Below are 21,256 nucleotides of genomic sequence, written 5' to 3'. Positions count from 1 at the left end.
TTATATGTTCTTTTATTTATACTAAAGATAACAATGAATAAGCTAATAGAAGGTGATGGAAATGAAAGGACAACAATGGAGTACAAGGTTTAATGATGTAAAAGAAACGATACAATCAATTATCTATACATGGAATCCCCTCTCTCTGCATGCTTCTGAGGAATATGAGTATGAAGCTACATGGATCCTTCCTATGGTGTACAAAGTACCAAACGCTGAGAGTCTGGCGATTGAGATAACAGAAATATTAAATCAGTCATTTAATAGTACGTTAACAAAAGAGGACTGTATAGGAATTGCACAGCAAATCTGGGAGCAGATAAGAGAATAGATAAACGCAAGCTTATCGTTAGATAAGTGCTTAGAAAGAAGAGATTTCTTCCTAAGTCCCACTTCTGAGACGAGTTACGATATACAACTTTATTTACTATAAGCTATCTCTCTTTAATACCTAATAGAAGAAACCTGCCCAAAAAATAATTATTTATTTTTAATAGATTGATGATGAGTGAAACGAATATTTTGTAGAAATTTCGGGTTCTAAAAGCGTTGATTTATTACAAATAATAAATTATCCTATTACTAGTAAAAAAAAGGAAGGGTGGACGTGAAACAATGATTAATTAATCCTATTTTTTAAGAAAAAATTCGTTAAATAATACGATTGTTTTTTCTGAATAGGATTAGACTGTACTTTTACATACAAATCAAATTGATCATTGTATTCCTTTCTTTCGGAATGTCATGCCAATATTGTTGTTGTACTGTACTTCCTCCTGTTCAGAAAATACGCAGGAGGTTTTTTGTTTTGGAAGAAAAATTACCCGTAAACCATTCAACCAAGTTGTTTGGAAACCGTGTTTTTCAAGCTATTATTATCTCTGGGTTATTCTTGCAAATAGGGATATGGGTTAGAAATTTTGCTGTACTTCTTTTCATAATGGAGAAGACAAACGGCGACCCATTTGCAGTATCTTTAATATCTGTAGCAGAATTTGCACCAATTTTTATTTTCTCTTTTATTGGCGGAACATTTGCAGATCGCTGGCGTCCAAAACGTACCATGGTGTGGTGTGATATTTTAAGTGCAATATCTGTATTTGCTGTGCTTGTCACGCTTATACTTGGATCTTGGCACGTAGTTTTTTTCGCAACTTTAATTTCTGCAATCCTTTCCCAATTCTCTCAGCCTTCAGGGATGAAACTGTTTAAAATGCATTTACCGGAGGAGCAAATGCAGGTAGGAATGTCAGTCTATCAAACGGTCTTTGCGATATTCATGGTTCTAGGACCAATACTAGGAACATTTGCCTTTCAAGCCTTTGGTATAAATCTCTCCATTGCGATCACAGGTACAGCATTTTTACTTTCAGCAGCAGCGCTCACTTTCCTACCTTCTGATCGAAAGATGGAAGAAGAGAATGGAACTACTTCACTGCTAAGTGAAATGAAAAGTGGTGTTAAGTATGTTTTGGGGAAGAAAGAGTTGAGCCTGTTAGGTCTATGCTTTTTAGCAGCTGGACTAGGAATAGGGTTTATTCAGCCTCTCTCCATTTTCCTTGTAACAGAGCAGTTGGGTTTAGCAAAAGAAAATCTCCAGTGGTTACTTACAGCTAATGGAATTGGCATGATCTTAGGTGGAGCAGTAGTAATGATCTTTGCCAAAACAGTAGCTCCGCAAAGGCTGCTCGCATTTGGGATGGCTGGTAATGCAATAGGGTTTGCCATAATGGGATTATCAGTAAACCTATGGCTGACGCTGGGAGCTCAGTTTCTAAATGGTCTCATGTTACCGTGTATTCAGATTGGTATCAATACGATGATCTTACAGAGAACGGAGGCTTCTTTTATTGGCAGGGTCAATGGGATTTTAAGTCCTCTCTTTACGGGATCCATGGTATTAACGATGAGTATAGCTGGAGTTTTAAAAGAGCAGTTTTCATTGGTTGCCATATTTGAGGCAGCAGCAGTCTTGTTTATTATAGGTTTGCTTTTTATATTACCTCTATATAATCTAAAAGAGGAGACAAAGCAGGAAGGTATAGAATTAGGAGAGTAAAAAACTAATTATGAATGCTTATTTAAATACCCTTAATGAAAAACAAAGCATTTTCGTTGTAAAAGTACAACCAAAGGAAATAGAATAAAATACGGTATGTTTTAATTCTAAAAGATGTGGTACACATATAATACAGTATCAATATCATGTAGAATTGAATGCTGTGAAAGGTTAAATACTTAGCTTAATGAAGGGACTGGTTCGGTTTTGAAAGACGTAACAGCGACTTCAGCAAATGTATTACCCCAATTGACAAGTAGGTATTGTGATTTAACGAAGGCTACTCTCGTTATGAACCGATATACGTAACGAAAGGGCCTCACAAGGGCAAATGAACATGAGAATTATTTTGTTGTAAGAGAGGAGAGCCTGTATCATTTTTGATGCAGGCTCTTATTATGTTGATAGTATAAAGTAAGGTACATAAGGATTGAATCCCAATATTGCTTGTAGATACAAGTTCTACATAATTTGAATAATTGTTGATATATGTAAGGTTTTGTAGATAACTTAGTTGCCTCCACATATTGAATTTTTATCCTATATCAAGTACAATAAGTTGAATATAAGTTCAACTTAAAAAATGAGGTGTTTATAAATGAAAATTTCACGTTTTAATAAAGATTGCGGTAACTCTGTTGATATGAATATTATGGATGGGTATCTATTTGATTTTCCAACGAATGTAGTTGAACTTCAAAAAGAAGCTGCAGACTCCTTTTTTACAGATGCGGTGACAGCTCCAGAAGAATTTAAGAAGCGTATTTTACTTTCTACAACCATTGAGGGCGAAGAGAAAGAGCGTTATTTCTTAGTAGGTGACATTGCAGCTAGTCAATTGCTGGCTAATAATCACATTAATAAATTACATAATAAAATTACAAGTCATATTCCATACATCACTTTTTTAGCTGCCATTGCGTATTACCATGCGTTGCATGCGAAAAATAAAAAAGACAATACAATTGAAATTGACTATTTTTCTACCATGTTACCAATCTGGCTCCTTAAGAAAGAGAGCACATTTGGGGCGGCTCAAAAAGCCATGGCTAATCGCTTCTTAGGCGACCACACATTTACTGTCCATACGCCTGGTTTTGAAAATACGTTAAAGGTAGTAGTAGAAGAAAGTGCGTGCTTAAAAGAGGGAGAAAGTGCACGTTTTGCGTTAAAAAAAGACTTAACACTTCAAGATCGTGAAGATGCAAATGAGTATGTAGAATGTGAAACGGTCATGGTGGACATTGGCGGAGGTTCCATTGATGTGGTTATTTTACCTGAAGGGTTGAAAGCTGCCAATAGTCGTGAATCGTTCCAAAGCATTGAAGGAATTCCTTATTTAGCGCATATTGATAAATTGCGGAAAGAGAAATTTCTAGAATTATTTACAGACTTACGTGCCTTTGATCAATTTATTCTCGATAACTACAGCAAGCAAAAGTTTGTATTAAAAAACGAGAATACAGGAGAATCCATTGATTTAACAAGTACCATCAAATCTTCACTACGAGAATATGTGGAGATTTTATTAGCTAAATTAAATGATGTTGCACCACCACCGGCGAATAAACTACGTAAGTATGTATATTGCGGCGGAGTAGCTCCGACTTTAGAAGTAGCTATCATGAATAGTATGCGTGAGAAAATTGGAGAAGAACGTACGGAGAAGTATCATAAGGTTCCTCAAGATAGCCGCCACTTAAATTTATTTGGCTTGGAGATTCGTAGTATTGGTTATGTTCAAAAGAAGCAAGCAGCAGAGAAGAAAACCGTTAAATCCTAATAACGTAGGTGATAGGGATGTCAGAGCGTCAAAACGCCTTTACGATTAAGACAAATCGATTGAGTGATGAAGTTTATAATAAACTAGCTAAACATGCTAAATCGCGTAAGTTAGGGGACTATATTTCATCTTTAATTCTACGTGATCTAGATGATTCATCTAATGGAAAAAAAGCAATAGAAGACAAAAAAACCTACGAAATGCTTGAACATATTCAGAATGAATTAGCTGATTTAAAAACATTAGCAAAAACGACAAGTTTTGTAGGAAACCATTCCTTCCAAAAAGAAGAGCCTTCGAAGGTTCCACAACTGAGAGAAGGAAAGATTGCAGATTTAGAAAATATATCTGGATCATTAGACGATGACGACTTAGAAGAATATAACGATTTTTAAACAGTAAAACCACTAGAATATATCCTAGTGGTTTTTTCTGTTTTTAAGCTTTATAGTGTATGTGTCTTTAGTTACCATAATATACCTTTATGGAACCTGACAAAAAACTTGCAAGACAAGGATTCTTGAGGTGATAGGTGTTTTTTAATATGCATCTTTTTATACATTATTTATATAAACATTTTCGCTATCTAAATGCACAAAAATATCTGTATAAAAAAGCATTCGTTTATACTAGAACTCATGCTACTTTAAAATATAATTGAATATATTTAGATGTACTCTACTGAACACATGCGCGCATTAGTTCAATAAAATATTTGATTTAGTTAAACAACTAACTTCTCATCAATTACTTATTATCATCAATTTGTGTTGAAATTTGCCAAGTAACACCGAATTTGTCTGTTACTTGTCCATATGATGGGCTCCAAAAAGTTTCTTGAAGTGGCATTCCTACTTGCCCGCCTTCTTTTAGCTTTTCGAACACTTCTTTTGATTCTTCTACGCTATCTATGGAGATAGCTACCGTCACTTGTGATCCAATTTGGTATGGTTGACCTGGGAATGTATCAGAAAGCATTAAATCCGTATCACCAACTTTTAAATGCGCATTCATTACACGATCTATTGCTTCTATAGGAGTGGGGAATTCTGGATTTCCGGGCATTTCTCCGAAAGTTTGAACTCCAATAACTTTTGCATCCAATGCCTTCTCGTAAAATTTAACAGCTTCTTGTCCATTACCATTCATAACTAAATAAGGATAGATTCCTAAAACCATGAAAAACACCTCTTTTAAAATTTTATTTAGATTTCAATAAATCATAGCTAACTAAAAAAAGAACTAATGTTCGTATTTGTTCTAGCACTTACTACGTATCTATACAACAAATTTATTGGGTTATCCTGCACAGTTAGTTTGATAAGAAAAAAATATGCAACATTATATTTATTTTAGCGTTGTTGTTACATTGATTTATTGAGGATACAATACATACCCTGAGTCCTTATCCGTATAGGACTCAGGGTTCATTGCTTTTTCTATCTTCAGGTTGTATACCATATGAAAAATTAATCACTTTTCTAGTCAATAGTATGCTAAAGAGCTTTTATCAAGTTGATTTAAATTAAACTGAAATTAGGGAGAGTCGTAACGAGAATACATAAGTAATTGGAACTAACTTACATAAAAGTGGAATAAATAAGCTCGTTCTTTAGCATTCCCCATTAGCTCCCTAATAGTTGCTAACTTCTTTTGTTCTTTTGAATTCATATTGACAGCTTCTTTCTGGTGACTTGCTAAATTCGATACGGCAGATGAAATATCCCGTAAAAAGAAATTCACCTAGAAATGAAACAACAGTACAATACAAAAAAACATCCGTTTGGATAGGATGTTTTTATTCGACTCTTATTTCGTTTTTATCTTTATTGCCTGCTCTTGGCGAGCTTCAATTTTTTCTTCAATCTCTTCCATGACCTTTTTATCTTCTAGTATTTTATGTCTGTTTTCATTGACTAGGTTTTGAAAAGAGGGTTTTAACTTTCTCATAATGGCACTTCTTTCTTACTGTTTAGTTTAGTCCGTAGACAAGTATGATTATAACGATTAAATGGAATAAAGCAATTATTTGTTTTCATAAAATGGAGAACAGGTAAAAGAATGTTCTTTGAAGGAAGGAAACCTCCCTTTTTTATAGAATGTTAGTACTTTACTTAAGAGGAGGGCGATCCCGTTGAAAAAAAGAACTTTACAGGTATTTTCATTACCAGAATATAAAGAAGAAATTGGTCGATGGCTATGGTGTTTAGAAGATGTTCGCCGTACGCTTCTAGCACAATTAAATGGAATCAGCCAGCGTATGCTCGATAAAAAAATTGATGAAAGACAAACAATTAGCACACTATTGTATCACATTGCATTGATTGAGGCAGATTGGTTATATGAAGAGGTCCTGGTTACTGAATGGGATCCCGAAATACGTTCTTTGTTCTCATTTGCAGTTCGTTCTGAAGATGGTTCTTTAGCCCACATCGAGGGACAAAGCTTAGAAGATCATTTTCACCGCCTTAATAAGGTACGAGAAGCATTTCTTTCCCACTTTCGTTCAATGGACTTAACAGACTGGCGTAGACCAAGAATACTTGAACATTATGACGTTACACCTGAGTGGGTTGTTTACCATTTGATTGAACATGAATCTCATCATAGAGGTCAAATTTTCCAATTACTTAAAGAATTGCGAAACAATTAAGATGTCAAAGTAATGAAATAAAACAAAAGAGGTGCCTAAAATAACTATTTATATTGCTTTATTACGAGGCATTAACGTAGGTGGACACAAATTAATAAGGATGCAGGAATTAAAGAGTCTATTAACAAATATGGGATTAGATAAAGTTAAAACCTATATTCAAAGTGGAAATGTTATATTGCAGTCTGAAAGAAATGCAGAACAATTAGAAGAGCAAATGGAGCAAGAGATTAGAAGGGCTTTCGGTTTTTCTGTCATTATTATTTTAAGAACAGCTTCAGAATGGGAACAAATTATTAGCAGTTGTCCTTATCCAGTTAACTCGTTATCGGAAGGGGAGAGTGTACATATATCTTTGTTAGCTAAAGAACCTTCTAAGGAATGTATAAATCATTTACTCAATTATAAAAGTGAGATGGAGCAATGTTACATAAAGGGCAAAGAGATTTATTTATATTTGCGACAAAGTATTCGACATTCTAAGCTTTCTGTTCAACTTCAGAAGGTTGGTGTTCCAGGAACATCACGCAATTGGAAAACAATCAAAAAGCTCGGCAATATGGTAAATGAAATGCAGTAAGTAGTAGTTTGAAGAAATTGATGTAATTCCATTGTTCAAGTGTGTTAGTTAGATAGGGTACATCTAAAAATAATTAAATTTTATTCTAAAGTACCATAAATTGTCTTGTATAAAAGTCCCCTTTTTTATACAGTACGTATGATTCAACAAAAGCTAAAAATATTGATAAATCAACGATATAACGTAAAGTTTATATCATCACATTGATGTATAAAGTCCAAAAAGGTAAGAGTTTTGGAACAAATAATAAAATGTGTGCTTTTTTAACGTTGCTCAGCAATTGGGTAAGGGAGGTAATCAGATGGTTCATCTCGAAATTGTAAGTTATGCCAGAACAACATGCCTCAAATGAATATTGACCAAAGGGATTATCTATTAAAAGGGATAAGATTGGAGGGAATAGAAAATGGATGTAAGGACACTTTTGTTACAACAATGGGCAAGCTGCTTAGATAAAGAAGACTGGTTTCCACCACTTGAAAAAGTACTAGAGAATATTACTTTGGAACAGGCAATTTGGAAACCAGTTGAAGGGGCACATTCCATTTGGGAATTAGTTTGTCATTTACTTTTCTATGAAAAGAGAATTCTGTTACGCTTTCTAGGTGAAACAGCAAATGAACCAAAGGCAGAAAATAATGACGCTACATATCGATTACCAACTGAGACCTTTCAAAATTGGAAGGAAACAAAACAAGAATACTTTTCTGTTCATCGTGAACTTGAAAAAATACTAGCAAAATCAGAACTAGAAGATTTGTATAGATCGATTCCTGATGACAATCCATTAGTGCTTGAACTGAAGAGTTTAGCAATGCACGACGCATATCATATTGGGCAAATTGTATTCCTTAGTAAAATGCAAGGAGCTTGGGCAGAGAAATGCAGCTTTTAAAAAGTTTTATTAGCTTTACAGTTATTCCACTATAGAGCACTATTCCGAAGTGATGATAAAAGTCCAATTTCTTAATTTTAATATTAAGAAATTGGGCTTTTTATACTTATTTATAGTGCAAAATATCGCTTGAAAAAGGTGCAAAATAACTCCTAAAGTGACAATTTATACTTCGGAATAAACCTTATTATACGTACGAAAAATAATATACCTTTTTATACGTTATGTTATATACTTAGAATTCTAGGTAGTAAAACAAAAGCACACAAGTCTTGAAAAGCTTGTGTGCTTTTGTTTAATTAGCTAAATATTAGTTTTCAATTCCGACACTCATTAAAATACGTGATTCATTTGTTGAAACACCATTTCTTTTAAAAAATAACTCAGGCTTAGAATTACCTCTTTCAGTTGAAAGATACATAAAGGGCAGTCTTTGTTGTAGTTATTCTTCATAATTTGTATCAAATATAAGCTAATTCTAGAAGCATATGTTTTGCCTCTCTAAAAGAAGGGAATAATAGAGCCAACTTGATAAAGGGAGTGATCTTATGCAAGCCGATATGACGGTCGAAGAAGTCAAAGCCCAAATCCAGTACTTAGGAACAAATGGACAATCTCTAAAAAAGAAAAAAGTAAAGCAAACGCATCCAAAACTAATGAAAAATGCACTTTATTTTTTCCCTAGCTGGGAACATGCTATGGTAGAAAGTGGTGTAAATAGCATATAATAAGCAGAAACTCAGTCTTTTTTGACTGAGTTTTTTTATTAAATACGGAAAGCTTTTAAAGGAAAAAGAATGATTGGTGTGGAATACAAAGAAAAACGGTTGCGCAAGGATAGGAGGGTTATAAGACATGAATGCCACGTTTAATCAACTCTTGTCAATGAAAAATCTACGCGACGTTCGAAAAACAGAAATTTTGGTACAGATGGAACAAGCTTCAAAGAATAAAGATAAAGAAACTCTCTTACGATTAAGTAAACAGCTCCGAGGTATTACATAGAATGTCTTATGTAATAGAATTAACCTACTATTTTGAAACCTTTACATGCGAACAATAATAAGCGACTCATCTATCCTAACGCGAACAGTAAGATCGCTTATCTTATTTTTTATTCATATATTTACCCTTTCGCTCTACAATATGTGTATATTTATTATGTTAGATGTTCATTTTCTACCTGAATTACATCTTTGTCCTGAGATTGATTGAATAAATAAGTAAGGTATGAATGTAGTTCGAATCGGTCTTCGTCAATAAAATTGGAAAATACCTGTTTATATTCCTTCAACATTTTTCCCTCCTTTATTTATGTTTCTTACTTCTATCATCTCCTATCTAGTAATCTCTTATACATACAAATTAATAATGTATTTATTGTATTATCCGTTATGTAACATCATATAGAGTTAAAAAAGTTCATTCTTTCTTTCAGTATGAGCCCCACCTACGCCAAATACAATGATAGTCACGCATGCTATCCACCTGATGCATAGGAATTTTCATTGGAAAATTATAATAATAGTAGATTTATCTTTAGCAGTTGGGTAAGCGATTAATCCCCATCTACAAACGATGTATAATTCCACAAAATTATTTCTATTCCTCGCAATATATGTCTTTTTATATAATTAATTAAGATTTAATGTAGAAGATGATAAATAGCAACCTAATAAAAAGACTAGCTTACAAGGGAGTTGGTCTTTTTATAAACCTTCTATACAAACTTTGACAGTCATAATATCATAGCAAACAACATACTTAATGATAACGTGAAAATAGCTGTTGTCATCGAGGTAATTACGATATTAGTTTAGTTCAAAAAAGAATGATCAAAGGAGGGGATGAAAAGTGAATTCAAACAAAAAAGCAGCACAACTGGTGGGGGTACTGTTTATACTTGCAGCCGTTACGGCAATAATAGGTCTCATTTTATACGACCCCATCTTAAACAGTCCCGATTATCTTACTAAAGGTTCTGAACATACCAACCAAGTGATAGTGGGAGCACTTATGGAGTTAATCCTTGTGGCATCAGCCATTGGTACTTCGACTATAATGTTTCCATTTTTAAAAAAGTATAACGAAACTATAGCTCTTTGGCATGTTTGCTTCAGATTTCTTGAAGCAGTAATTATTACTGTGGGTGTAATCAGCGTATTGTCCTTGTTGACCTTAAGTCAAGAATTTGTAGCAACAGGAACTCAGGATACTGCCTCTTTTCAAGCTTCAGGAACTGTATTAAAAGCAATACACGATTGGACATTTTTACTTGGACCAAATATCATGCTAGGTATAAATACGATGATGTACAGTTATATATTTTATAGATCTAAACTTGTGCCTAGATTTATACCAATCTTAGGTATGATTGGAGCAACTCTTGTTTTTATAGCAGGCCTGTTAGAAATGTTTGATGTATTTTCTCAACTCTCTGTTTGGGGTGCTATATTGTCGCTACCAGTAGCAGCTAATGAAATGATTTTAGCAGTATGGCTCATCGTTAAAGGATTCAGTGAATCTGCACTTGCTTCTTTGGATGAAAAAAAGAAAGCCACGACATAATAGCGAACACATAATTAGCTTGGTAAAAAACTGTATTTAAACTAACGGCAGTTTTAAGCGAACATACACGAAATTGCACCTTTGTGAAGGGACAATTTAGGAAAAAAAGCCTACTAGGTAAATGAAGATTCAACAATCATATTCAGTTTTAGATCATTGCGTACTTGTAATAATGAATAACATTCTATATGTTGAGCAAACTACAAAAGAGGATTAATCCTCCCAACATTTTCTTTTTTCTAACGTATAAACGAAAAACCTACCTTAACGCATTTGGGGTAGGTTTTTCATTTGCTATTAGTATATTTTTTGAAAATAGAGAAAATGTAATTTAATACCTTCCGACATTGGTATTTGCAACCTACTTTCTTTAATGAAAAGCTACTGTTGAGGCACAGTAGCTTTTCTATTTCAGGCTGTATATGCCATGTTTTATGATGGGATGATGCCTTTTTTTATCAACAATGTGTCAGTAGTGCTACAAGATGTTTCATTTTCTATACATACGTATGTCAAAGGTTATAGGACATCGTTCTCATGGTATACTGTCGATTAATTACAAAATACTGTATATGCAGCATGTTTTGTTCATTTTCTGCTTTGGAGGGACAATTTCATTGTTTGTTGTTCCTCCTTTTAATTTTATATAAAAACAATGAATTACTCTCCAGAGTACTGTTATTCTTAAGTCAAGGGAGTTGAAAGATTGTGAAAAAGACAGAGCACATCAAGAGGTATGAACAAGGTATTACTAGTAAGTTTGCTGTGTACAGCCTTCCATATGTTTATGACTTCTCTATTTACGCTATTGACATCTTTTATACTGATACAGGAGATCACTTTTTTGGTTCTGCTAAGAACACTACACTTGAAAGATTCTTTACTCGTAAAATCCACCAAGATGAACTAGGGTATTATTTCAAGTATGCTCAAGAAAAGGTCTATCTCAACAGTTTTAATCCAATAAAGAACAATAAGCTACAGTTTATTCAATGAACTGGCTTTTTTTATGCCATCCAAGACAAATAACCTATCATATCACCATTCTGAGAAGTAAATGATAAGAATATCAGCATGATTAACCCTGTTGTTTTACTTGATATGAATACTTTCACATTCTACTACTTAAGAAACCCTAGAATGTTTACTCTAAAATATAAAGGTGGATCCAATATAAATGAATAATAAGGCTTATATTGTCTTTCGTGAGATCTTCATTGTTTGCATTGTTCCCTTTGCTATTATCTTTCTTGCCGACCTTTTGGTACAAATAACCAGTAAAAGAGATTGATTTATATTCTGTCCCCACTATAAACGGATAATAAATAACAACTTAAGCCAACTACTCAAGATGTCACCAAACATCGACTCATACAACTAAATTCTGCAACAGAAAAAACCTACCTCTTTTTACTCGGAAGAGATAGGTTTTTCTGTTTTTTAGACGACTATGATATACAACCTTAGTTACCATAAAACAAATAGTTAGCCTTTTGGGGAAATCTTGATCTGATAGTAAATTTCAGTTGAAAAACATCAACTGACAACTTAACGTTTTTAACTAAAAAAGGATACTCAAAGAGTATCCAAAGTAACATCTATAGCATGTTAGGGTGTAAATGTTATAATGTTCAAATCTCGATTAATTGCCGTAGCTGAAGTAACACTTGAAGCTGTTGTAACAATGAGTCTGAGACTATAGGTAGAAGTTGTAGTAGCAGGAGCTACATCTACCTGTGTATTAGCTAATGGAAATCTGTGAGTACCTGCTTGCTGCGAGTTGCTATTAAGTATTCTGGTATCAATTAATGTTGTGTCTCTATATAATCGCATTTCAAGTATAAATGACCAGTTGGCTGTAGTAATTATCTCAACAGCTAAAGCATAATCAATTTTAAGTCGTTGATTAATCAGAACGTTTTGGGTAACACTCGCAACTGTTACTTCAGTGTTTAAAGGTGGAAAGATAGTTATTGTTCCAGGTACTTCAGAAAAAGCTAGAGTTGGTGAACTAGCAGTTGGTCCGGTAGGACCAGTAGCTCCGGTGGCTCCAGTGGCTCCAGTGATTCCAGTAACTCCAGTGATTCCAGTAACTCCGGTGGCTCCAGTGGCTCCAGTGATTCCAGTAACTCCAGTGATTCCAGTAACTCCGGTGGCTCCAGTGGCTCCAGTGATTCCAGTAACTCCAGTGATTCCAGTAGTTCCTGTGATTCCAGTAGCCCCAGTAATTCCAGTAGCCCCAGTAATTCCAGTAGCCCCAGTGGTTCCAGTAGCTCCAGTAATTCCAGTGGCTCCAGTAGCCCCAGTAGCCCCAGTAATTCCAGTAGCGCCAGTAACTCCAGTGGTTCCAGTAGCCCCAGTAATTCCAGTAGCGCCAGTGATTCCAGTAGCCCCGGTGACTCCGGTTGCTCCAGTGACTCCCGTCACCCCAGTAGAGCCAGTAATTCCAGTAGTTCCTGTGATTCCAGTAGTTCCTGTGATTCCAGTAGCCCCAGTAATTCCAGTAGCGCCAGTGATTCCAGTAGCCCCAGTGGTTCCAGTAGCTCCAGTAATTCCAGTAATTCCAGTAACTCCAGTGGTTCCAGTAGCGCCAGTAATTCCAGTGGTTCCAGTAGCCCCAGTAATTCCAGTAGCGCCAGTGATTCCAATAGCCCCGGTGATTCCGGTTGCTCCAGTGACTCCCGTCACCCCAGTAGAGCCAGTAATTCCAGTAGTTCCTGTGATTCCAGTAGCCCCAGTAATTCCAGTAGCCCCAGTAATTCCAGTAGCCCCAGTAATTCCAGTAGCCCCAGTGGTTCCAGTAGCTCCAGTAATTCCAGTAATTCCAGTAACTCCAGTGGTTCCAGTAATTCCAGTAGCGCCAGTGATTCCAATAGCCCCGGTGATTCCGGTTGCTCCAGTAACTCCCGTCACCCCAGTAGAGCCAGTAATTCCAGTAGTTCCTGTGATTCCAGTAGCCCCAGTAATTCCAGTAGCCCCAGTGGTTCCAGTAGCTCCAGTAGCTCCAGTAATTCCAGTAACTCCAGTGGTTCCAGTGGCTCCCGTCACTCCAGTGGCTCCAGTGATTCCAGTAACTCCGGTGGCTCCAGTGATTCCAGTAACTCCAGTGATTCCAGTAGTTCCTGTGATTCCAGTAGCCCCAGTAATTCCAGTAGCCCCAGTAATTCCAGTAGCCCCAGTGGTTCCAGTAGCTCCAGTAATTCCAGTAACTCCAGTAACTCCAGTGGTTCCAGTGGCTCCAGTGGCTCCAGTAGCCCCAGTAATTCCAGTAGCGCCAGTGATTCCAGTAGCCCCGGTGATTCCGGTTGCTCCAGTGACTCCCGTCACCCCAGTAGAGCCAGTAATTCCAGTAGTTCCAGTAGTTCCTGTGATTCCAGTAGTTCCTGTGATTCCAGTAGTTCCTGTGATTCCAGTAGCCCCAGTGGTTCCAGTAGCTCCAGTAATTCCAGTAACTCCAGTGGTTCCAGTGGTTCCAGTAACTCCAGTGGTTCCAGTAACTCCAGTGGTTCCAGTAACTCCAGTGGTTCCAGTAGCCCCGGTGATTCCAGTAGCCCCGGTGATTCCGGTTGCTCCAGTGACTCCCGTCACCCCAGTAGAGCCAGTAATTCCAGTAGTTCCAGTGATTCCAGTAGCCCCAGTAATTCCAGTAGCGCCAGTGATTCCAATAGCCCCGGTGATTCCGGTTGCTCCAGTGACTCCCGTCACCCCAGTAGAGCCAGTAATTCCAGTAGTTCCAGTGATTCCAGTAGCCCCAGTAATTCCAGTAGCGCCAGTGGTTCCAGTAGCTCCAGTTTCACCAGTAGTTCCAGTAGTTCCAGTAGTTCCAGTAGTTCCAGTAGCTCCAGTAATTCCAGTGGTTCCAGTGGCTCCAGTGGCTCCAGTGGCTCCAGTAACTCCAGTAGCCCCAGTAATTCCAGTAGCCCCAGTGACTCCAGTAATTCCAGTAGCTCCGGTTGTCCCAGTAACTCCAGTGATTCCAGTAGCTCCGGTTGTCCCAGTGACTCCCGTAGCGCCAGTTTCACCAGTAGTTCCAGTAATTCCAGTAGCCCCAGTAGCGCCAGTGGTTCCAGTAGCTCCAGTAATTCCAGTAACTCCAGTGGTTCCAGTGGCTCCAGTAATTCCAGTAGCCCCGGTGATTCCGGTTGCTCCAGTGACTCCCGTCACCCCAGTAGAGCCAGTAATTCCAGTAGTTCCTGTGATTCCAGTAGCGCCAGTGACTCCCGTAATTCCAGTAGCTCCGGTTGTCCCCGTAACTCCAGTGATTCCAGTAGCTCCGGTTGTCCCCGTGACTCCCGTAGCGCCAGTTTCACCAGTAGTTCCAGTAATTCCAGTAGCCCCAGTAATTCCAGTGGTTCCAGTAGCTCCAGTAACTCCAGTGGTTCCAGTGGCTCCAGTAATTCCAGTAGCCCCAGTAACTCCAGTAGCCCCAGTAACTCCAGTAGTTCCCGTGGTTCCAGTAGGACCTGTCGCTCCGGTGACTCCTATTGCTCCATTGGTATTTACAACCAATACGGCCACATCATCCACCAAAACATCTGAAGTCTCCACTTGTGGAAGAGTATTAATAACAATAAAGGCTCGTGTAGAACCTGGTGGAGCTGCGGTTGTAGTGTGATAGTTTTCTAGCCACGTATGATTCTCTACATTAGGAATTTGATCACCTGGAACTGTTACGAGAAGTCCATTTTCAAGTAAATTAGACTGATTATCATAGTAAAACACTTGGATAGTAATGAAAATGGCAGGTGCCTGTCCTATCGTAGCTAAGGAGGCCAAAACCTCTAATCTCTCCCCTGGTTCAACTGGCACAAATTGCGAAATATAAGAGAAGGTTGCCCCTCCTTGTAATCTCGCCGAATAAAATCCCGAATGTGAATACTGGCTGTCGATTGTTGTATTAGCAGTTATCCACGATGAAAGTGTTCCTGTTTCAAATCCTCCATTAACGATTAGGTTTTGAATAGACATTCAATTATTTGTCCTCCGTTTCATTAAATGACTTTTTAGGAATTCATCCATTTTCGTTCTATGGTCCCTCCTACTTTTAAAAATGCCTTACAAGGATATAGATATGACTAAAATCACAAATATTTTACAAGTATTTCAATAGAATTATTGTAAATATACGAAAACAACCGTTTTTATTAACTATTTATATAACGAAATTTAAGGTTAATATCTTAATAAAACATACATAAGATGAGCTATGAGAAAATGATAATTTTAAATTTTTTTCACTCTTTATCCTACATGTACTGTTACTCTAACCCATGATTGGATAAATTCCATATTGCTTTATAACGAGGCGTCCAGTTTTTTTATTTATAAAGATGGATGATAACCACACATGTATTAAAAATTTATAGGAGGAACAAGTTATGGTTTCTATTAGTTTATGTATGATTGTAAAAAATGAAAGAGGATTCGATTGGACGATGCTTAGAGAGTATTTACCAATTAGTTGATGAAATAAATATCATTGACACAGGTTCGAATGACCAAACAAAAAAAATTGCGAGTAACTATACGGATCGAATTTATGATTTTGAATGGGTTCATGATTTTTCAAAGGCCCGCAACTACGCGTTTGAGAAAGCCACAAAAGATTATATTTTATGGTTGGATGCGGATGATGTTTTCCTAGAGGAAGATCAACAGAAATTGCTGGCACTAAAACTGAACCTAGAATCCTCTGTTGACTCAGTAACGATGAAATATATTTTAGCTACAGATGAATATGGTAACGTTACGTCAAGTTTAAGGAGAAATCGATTAGTAAAAAGAAGGAATGGCTTCCGTTGGATTGGGGCTGTCCACGAATACCTTGAAGTATGGGGAAATATTATGAATAGCGAAGTTGCCGTGACCCATAAAAGTATTCACCACGACTCCGACCGTAATTTAAAAATCTATGAGAGAAAGCTACTTACTGGTGAAGAGTTTTCTCCGAGGGATTTATATTATTTCGCAAATGAATTAAAAGATCATCGACAATTTAAAAGGGCAATTGAGTTTTATGAAAAATTTCTTTCAACGGAAAAAGGATGGATTGAAGATAATATTGCAGCATGTAGAAATTTAGCTGATTGTTATCATGAAATTTTTGATAAAGAAAGAATGATTAAATCTCTACTACGATCCTTTACTTATACTGCTCCTAGACCTGAAATTTGTTGTCGATTGGCTCATTATTTTATTGACAAAAATGATTACCAATCTGCTGTTTTTTGGTATGACTTAGCAACAAAAACAGGAATCACATCAGATAATTTAGGAATTCAAAATCAAGCCTATTCCACATGGATTCCTCATATTCAGCTTTGTGTTTGTTACGATGCTTTAGGAGATTATGAAAAAGCAAATCATCATAATGAATTAGCAGGTACTTACAGACCTAACGACCCTAAATATCTTCATAATAAGGAATATTTAAAAACGAAACTTCCGATAGAAAAAGTTGGTGTAGGAAATGAAACTTAAAAAAAGGATACTAGTCGCAAGTCCCGTTCACCAAAAACGAGAAATTTTATCATTATTCCTAGAATCTTTAAAACACCTCAATAAAGAAGAAATGATAGTAGATTTCTATTTCATAGATGATAACGAAAATGTAGATTCAAGTTGTCTTCTTATACAATTTCAAGAGTATATTCAATCAGTGATTGTCGAAAAATCAGATTACCAAGATGTTTATTCCCGTGATGGACAAACACACTACTGGAATGAACATCTCGTTTGGAAAGTAGCTGATTTTAAAAACTCAATCATTCAATATGCAAAGAAGAAAAATTATGATTATTTATTTTTGGTGGACTCTGATCTTTTATTATTTCCAGAGACTCTTTCTCATCTAGTTCAGCAAGAAAAAGATATTATCTCTGAGGTATTTTGGACAAAATGGCAGCCAGATTCGATGGAGCAACCACAGGTATGGCTCTATGATGAATATACCCAATACGATAAACAACCGGGAGAGAATTTATCTACTGAACAGATAAATGCTCGTTATCAAGAATTTATAACTAAAATGAGAAATCCAGGGGTTTATGAGGTGGGAGGACTTGGTGCCTGTACTCTTATTTCGCAAAATGCCCTTAAAAAAGGAGTCAACTTTAGTAAAATACCTAATTTAACATTTTGGGGAGAAGATCGCCATTTTTGTATACGCGCAGCTGCAATGGGTCTTTCTTTGTATGTAGATACACATTACCCCGCCCATCATATTTATCGGGATATTGACATTAAAAAGGGGCAAGAATTTGTAACCAAAATAAAGGAAAGGCAGAAACCAGTCCAATCCAATATCTATGTTTCTACTCCTAAAAAAACAAAACTTACTTTGTCTATGGTGATCAAAAATGAAGAAAATCGATATTTAGAAGAAGTTTTGAGAAGTCACCTCCCCTATATTGACGATGCTGTGATTATCGACGACGGCAGTACTGACAACTCGGTTGAAGTTTGTAAAGAAGTGTTAAAAACGGTGTCCTATAAAATTATACGAAATGAAGACTCAAAATTCTCTAATGAAGTGGAGCTTCGTAAACAGCAATGGAGGAGGAAACAGTCAATACAGAACCTAATTGGATTTTAAATATGGATGCGGATGAGATATTTGAGGACAAATTTGATCGAGACATACAACATCTTCTCACTCAGGGAGACTATGATCTTTATTCTTTTAGACTCTATGACTTTTGGAATGATACTCATTACCGTGAGGATGACTACTGGCGATCACATTTTTACTATCGACCGTTTCTAGTTAGATATCGAGATGATTTCTCCTACACCTGGAAAGAAACTCCTCAGCACTGTGGGAGATTCCCTAACAATATATTTCAATTACCGAATAGTATCTCCAACTTAAGAGTTAAACATTATGGGTGGTCGAAATTAGAGTATCGTTTAGAAAAATACAAAAGATATTTGACCCTAGATCCTCATGGCCAATATGGAATGAAGGGACAATACGATTCCATATTGGACGAAAACCCCAACCTAATAAAGTGGGAAGAGCAAGGATGAAGATTTTAAATAAAAAAAGTAGTGCCCTTAAGCTAAGTAAAGAAGCTTTGTTTACAAAAACCAAAGCTCCTTTACTTAGATCTAACAATAAAATCATAAAATTATTTAGTTATGCTCATAAAAAGAATTAATTAGAATGTATATATAATGTCGGTTTACATAAATAAAAGAGGACACAGAATAGCCCTCTGTGCCCTCTCTTATCTACGCTTTTTGTTTATGTTGTTTGACAAAATGAATATTCCAGTAAATTAAAATGGCAATGATGATATACTGCGCAATAGGAGAAATGACTAAAGCTTTAGAGATAGGAAACTCATACACAATCACAACTTTTACTAACGCTTCTATCATCAGGCCGATACCCCAAACAGCTGCCATTATCCGTATAAAGTGACGGAATGATACCTCTTCTTCCCATCGTTTTGTTATGACGGATTTATTTGAAATAAACCTTATTGCAAAGTAATAGATCAGTGGCTTCGGTGTCAATAAAGAAAGTAAGAAGACAAGTCCCATTATGCCTGTCACATATGATTCCCTTAACAGAATAAAACGTTCATCTCCTCCAATCCATGCCGCCACTATGCTAAGAACAATTCCTAAAAAAATAAAAGAAGAGAACGTATCCAACTTTTTATCCTTTATAAGATGATAAAGTGTATCTACTAATGGAACACAAGCTGCCAAAGATAATGCAATAATACTTGTTATATGCGTTTTTAAAATGGTATAGATTAAATACGGTAAAACAATATTGATGAGGACACTTACAATTATTTCTACTTTGCTTGTTTTCACTCTCTACATCCTCCTTTCATTCTTTCTATATGGTTTATTGAACCTTCTACAACTTTCGCAAGAGCTAAGTGAAAAAGGAACATGTAAAAATATATTCGACACAGTGGAAGAAATTAACCTCTTTATCAAATGTATTGGGGTTACCAGATCTTTCTCAGAAAGATGGACATCCCTTACATGTTTCTAATTTTGGTTTATCTGAAGAAGCAATCGACTTAAATATTGTGATAACATGGAAAGAAAAAGGCGAAGAAAGAGAATATCAAGAAACATTTATCTTCTATCAAAGATAGAGCCTCAAAGTCAATAGGGTTCTATTTTTGATGGAAAGCTAAGCTAGTATTAAGTAGGATTTTTTAGTTACCATAATCATCGTCCTCGGCAATCATTTTAAGAATTAATAAGATAACTAAACATATAACTTAAAGACATAAGAAAAAGTGTGAATATGACATTGATTTTTGAACACTGGTTGTATATATAGGTTCGTTTTTATATAAATACGAACCTTAAGACTTACATAGAAGAAACTTGTTAAACAGGAATTCTATAAAAACTGGAGAAGATATTATGGATAATAGATCGTGTAAAAATTTCCAGTTGAGGGTGGGATATTCGTGGGAAATGAGAAATTAATTGAGGTACTAGATAAGTTAATTGATAGGTCGGAAAGGTGGTCTAAGGATGCAGAAAAAAGAAAGGACTTAAATAGCTCCATATTTTACGAGGGGCAGACAAAAGCTTTTGAAGAGGTAAAACGAATGGTTAAGAGAGATATAGATAAATATTTACATTCATAGAGTAAACTATTCATCTAACTAAACGGTTTTGTATAGGGAACAATACAAGTCTTATTATTGGATGTATTTAAGAAAGGGTGAAAACATGAAAATTCATCATCTCAATCTAACTGTTACAGATGTCTCTGCTACTCAAGAATTTTTGGAAACTTATTTTGGTATGACATGCAAGGCGAACAGAGGTAAAGGTTTTGCTATAATGCATGATGAAGATGGCTTTGTACTAACTTTAATGAAGGGAAGCAAAGTCAATTATCCAAAGACCTTTCATATTGGATTCCCACAAGAGAATGAAGAGCAGGTAAATAAAATTAATCAAAGGTTAAAAGAAGATGGATTTAATGTCGAACCTCCAAAACAATTACACGGTTATACATTTTATGTAGAGGCACCTGGAGGGTTTACAGTTGAGGTACTTTGTTAAACTCTCAAAGCCTCTCGCATACTTAAAGGTATGTTTTTCTTGAATCTAGGCAGGCAAACCCTTATATTTAGTGTAATATATCCATATAACTTAAATTTTGTATGTATAGAAGGGGTTCACCATGAAAGTATTTACCAAAACAACGTGCATCTCCATGACAATTGCAACTATGATGACGGCTTGTTTACTTGCCTGGGGTTATTATTATCTTCAATATGATTTAAACAGGTTGCCAGGTGGAGAACTAATTTCTAGTTCAACTTCACCAGATGAGAATTATACTGTTAAAGCCTATAAGTCAAGTGGAGGCGCTACTACCAACTGGACAATAAAAGGTGTGGTCCAGGATAATGAAGATTCAAAGAAAAGAGTAATTTACTGGGATGAAGCAAAGTCTGCACATATAGTGTGGAAAGATAAAAATATTGTAAGTATTAATAATAAGAAAATAGATGTTATTAAAGGTTCTTACGACTATAGACATGACTAAATCTTATTAATAATTAAAACTGTGTTGTTTTTAATATAATAAGAAAAAAGAAAGCTTGGCTCTTAGGAATTAAGCTTTCTTTTTTTTAATAAAAACTTATTTCAACTAAATTGATTAAATGAAGGGAGAATAAGGTCACTAATAACACTGTAAATTCTTTTCTCTTTATCACGAC

19 protein-coding genes and 2 pseudogenes are annotated in these 21,256 nt (G+C 35.9%); 17 read left to right on the top strand and 4 right to left on the bottom strand.

Annotated features, from left to right (window positions below; all coding sequences use genetic code 11):
* Positions 1-61 precede the first annotated feature (61 nt).
* The 4 genes from JNUCC25_RS27100 (at position 62) to JNUCC25_RS27085 (ending at position 4,237) form a co-directional block, all read left to right on the top strand.
* Entirely contained in the window at positions 62-331 is a 270-nt protein-coding gene (locus JNUCC25_RS27100) for a DUF1871 family protein (RefSeq protein ID WP_029325563.1), read from the top strand.
* A gap of 477 nt (positions 332-808) precedes the next feature.
* Entirely contained in the window at positions 809-2,059 is a 1,251-nt protein-coding gene (locus tag JNUCC25_RS27095; RefSeq protein ID WP_454223298.1) for an MFS transporter, read from the top strand.
* A 598-nt stretch (positions 2,060-2,657) separates the two neighbouring features.
* Positions 2,658-3,842, top strand: coding sequence for an Alp7A family actin-like protein (locus JNUCC25_RS27090; protein WP_029325565.1), 1,185 nt, complete (start codon positions 2,658-2,660; stop codon positions 3,840-3,842).
* A 17-nt stretch (positions 3,843-3,859) separates the two neighbouring features.
* Positions 3,860-4,237: a hypothetical protein gene (locus JNUCC25_RS27085; RefSeq protein WP_454223297.1), complete on the top strand. Its 378-nt coding sequence runs from the start codon at positions 3,860-3,862 to the stop codon at positions 4,235-4,237.
* A gap of 352 nt (positions 4,238-4,589) precedes the next feature.
* On the opposite strand, the gene JNUCC25_RS27080 is transcribed toward JNUCC25_RS27085, so the two are convergent.
* Both JNUCC25_RS27080 and JNUCC25_RS27075 read right to left on the bottom strand, forming a co-directional pair.
* On the bottom strand, positions 4,590-5,021 hold the full coding sequence (locus JNUCC25_RS27080) for a VOC family protein (protein ID WP_029325567.1): 432 nt from the start codon (positions 5,019-5,021) through the stop codon (positions 4,590-4,592).
* 630 nt (positions 5,022-5,651) lie between these two features.
* A complete protein-coding gene (locus JNUCC25_RS27075; protein ID WP_081715163.1) occupies positions 5,652-5,792 on the bottom strand; it encodes an FbpB family small basic protein in 141 nt (46 codons plus the stop codon).
* A 184-nt stretch (positions 5,793-5,976) separates the two neighbouring features.
* Here JNUCC25_RS27075 and JNUCC25_RS27070 point away from each other — a divergent pair, with 184 nt between their 5' ends.
* From JNUCC25_RS27070 to JNUCC25_RS27040, 7 genes are all read left to right on the top strand, one after another.
* On the top strand, positions 5,977-6,495 hold the full coding sequence (locus JNUCC25_RS27070; RefSeq protein WP_029325568.1) for a DinB family protein: 519 nt from the start codon (positions 5,977-5,979) through the stop codon (positions 6,493-6,495).
* Positions 6,496-6,535: 40 nt separating this feature from the next.
* On the top strand, positions 6,536-7,075 hold the full coding sequence (locus JNUCC25_RS27065) for a DUF1697 domain-containing protein (protein WP_289921320.1): 540 nt from the start codon (positions 6,536-6,538) through the stop codon (positions 7,073-7,075).
* 406 nt (positions 7,076-7,481) lie between these two features.
* Positions 7,482-7,970, top strand: coding sequence for a DinB family protein (locus JNUCC25_RS27060; protein WP_454223296.1), 489 nt, complete (start codon positions 7,482-7,484; stop codon positions 7,968-7,970).
* Between the two features lie 548 nt (positions 7,971-8,518).
* Positions 8,519-8,698: a hypothetical protein gene (locus tag JNUCC25_RS27055; RefSeq protein WP_025751503.1), complete on the top strand. Its 180-nt coding sequence runs from the start codon at positions 8,519-8,521 to the stop codon at positions 8,696-8,698.
* 127 nt (positions 8,699-8,825) lie between these two features.
* Positions 8,826-8,975: a phosphoesterase gene (locus tag JNUCC25_RS27050; RefSeq protein ID WP_289921168.1), complete on the top strand. Its 150-nt coding sequence runs from the start codon at positions 8,826-8,828 to the stop codon at positions 8,973-8,975.
* Between the two features lie 849 nt (positions 8,976-9,824).
* Positions 9,825-10,538, top strand: coding sequence for a DUF4386 domain-containing protein (locus tag JNUCC25_RS27045; protein WP_176586627.1), 714 nt, complete (start codon positions 9,825-9,827; stop codon positions 10,536-10,538).
* A gap of 708 nt (positions 10,539-11,246) precedes the next feature.
* Positions 11,247-11,534, top strand: coding sequence for a hypothetical protein (locus JNUCC25_RS27040; RefSeq protein WP_454223295.1), 288 nt, complete (start codon positions 11,247-11,249; stop codon positions 11,532-11,534).
* Between the two features lie 612 nt (positions 11,535-12,146).
* Here the strand turns inward: JNUCC25_RS27040 and JNUCC25_RS27035 are convergent.
* Complete coding sequence (locus JNUCC25_RS27035) at positions 12,147-15,506, bottom strand: NTTRR-F1 domain (protein WP_454223294.1); 3,360 nt, start codon at positions 15,504-15,506, stop codon at positions 12,147-12,149.
* A gap of 410 nt (positions 15,507-15,916) precedes the next feature.
* On the opposite strand from JNUCC25_RS27035, the pseudogene JNUCC25_RS27030 reads away from it, so the two are divergent.
* A pseudogene (locus JNUCC25_RS27030) lies at positions 15,917-17,018 on the top strand (tetratricopeptide repeat-containing glycosyltransferase family 2 protein).
* Positions 17,008-18,566: pseudogene (locus JNUCC25_RS27025) on the top strand (glycosyltransferase). The pseudogenes JNUCC25_RS27030 and JNUCC25_RS27025 overlap by 11 nt, the downstream one beginning before the upstream one ends.
* A 204-nt stretch (positions 18,567-18,770) precedes the next feature.
* On the opposite strand, the gene JNUCC25_RS27020 reads toward JNUCC25_RS27025, so the two are convergent.
* Entirely contained in the window at positions 18,771-19,367 is a 597-nt protein-coding gene (locus JNUCC25_RS27020) for a VC0807 family protein (RefSeq protein ID WP_098449831.1), read from the bottom strand.
* A 68-nt stretch (positions 19,368-19,435) separates the two neighbouring features.
* Between JNUCC25_RS27020 and JNUCC25_RS27015 the strand changes: the two genes are divergently transcribed.
* The 4 genes from JNUCC25_RS27015 to JNUCC25_RS27000 all read left to right on the top strand — a co-directional run bounded on the left by JNUCC25_RS27015 (position 19,436) and on the right by JNUCC25_RS27000 (position 21,081).
* Positions 19,436-19,660 carry a hypothetical protein gene (locus JNUCC25_RS27015; protein ID WP_454223386.1) on the top strand — a complete coding sequence of 75 codons (225 nt, stop codon included), beginning with the start codon at positions 19,436-19,438 and terminating at the stop codon, positions 19,658-19,660.
* Between the two features lie 324 nt (positions 19,661-19,984).
* Positions 19,985-20,167: a hypothetical protein gene (locus tag JNUCC25_RS27010; protein WP_098449829.1), complete on the top strand. Its 183-nt coding sequence runs from the start codon at positions 19,985-19,987 to the stop codon at positions 20,165-20,167.
* 85 nt (positions 20,168-20,252) lie between these two features.
* Entirely contained in the window at positions 20,253-20,591 is a 339-nt protein-coding gene (locus tag JNUCC25_RS27005) for a VOC family protein (protein WP_098449828.1), read from the top strand.
* Between the two features lie 121 nt (positions 20,592-20,712).
* Complete coding sequence (locus JNUCC25_RS27000; RefSeq protein WP_454223385.1) at positions 20,713-21,081, top strand: DUF5412 family protein; 369 nt, start codon at positions 20,713-20,715, stop codon at positions 21,079-21,081.
* Positions 21,082-21,256: the final 175 nt, after the last annotated feature.

The sequence above is a fragment of the Priestia sp. JNUCC 25 genome (assembly GCF_053667915.1).
This window is presented reverse-complemented; position numbering and strand designations above follow the sequence as displayed.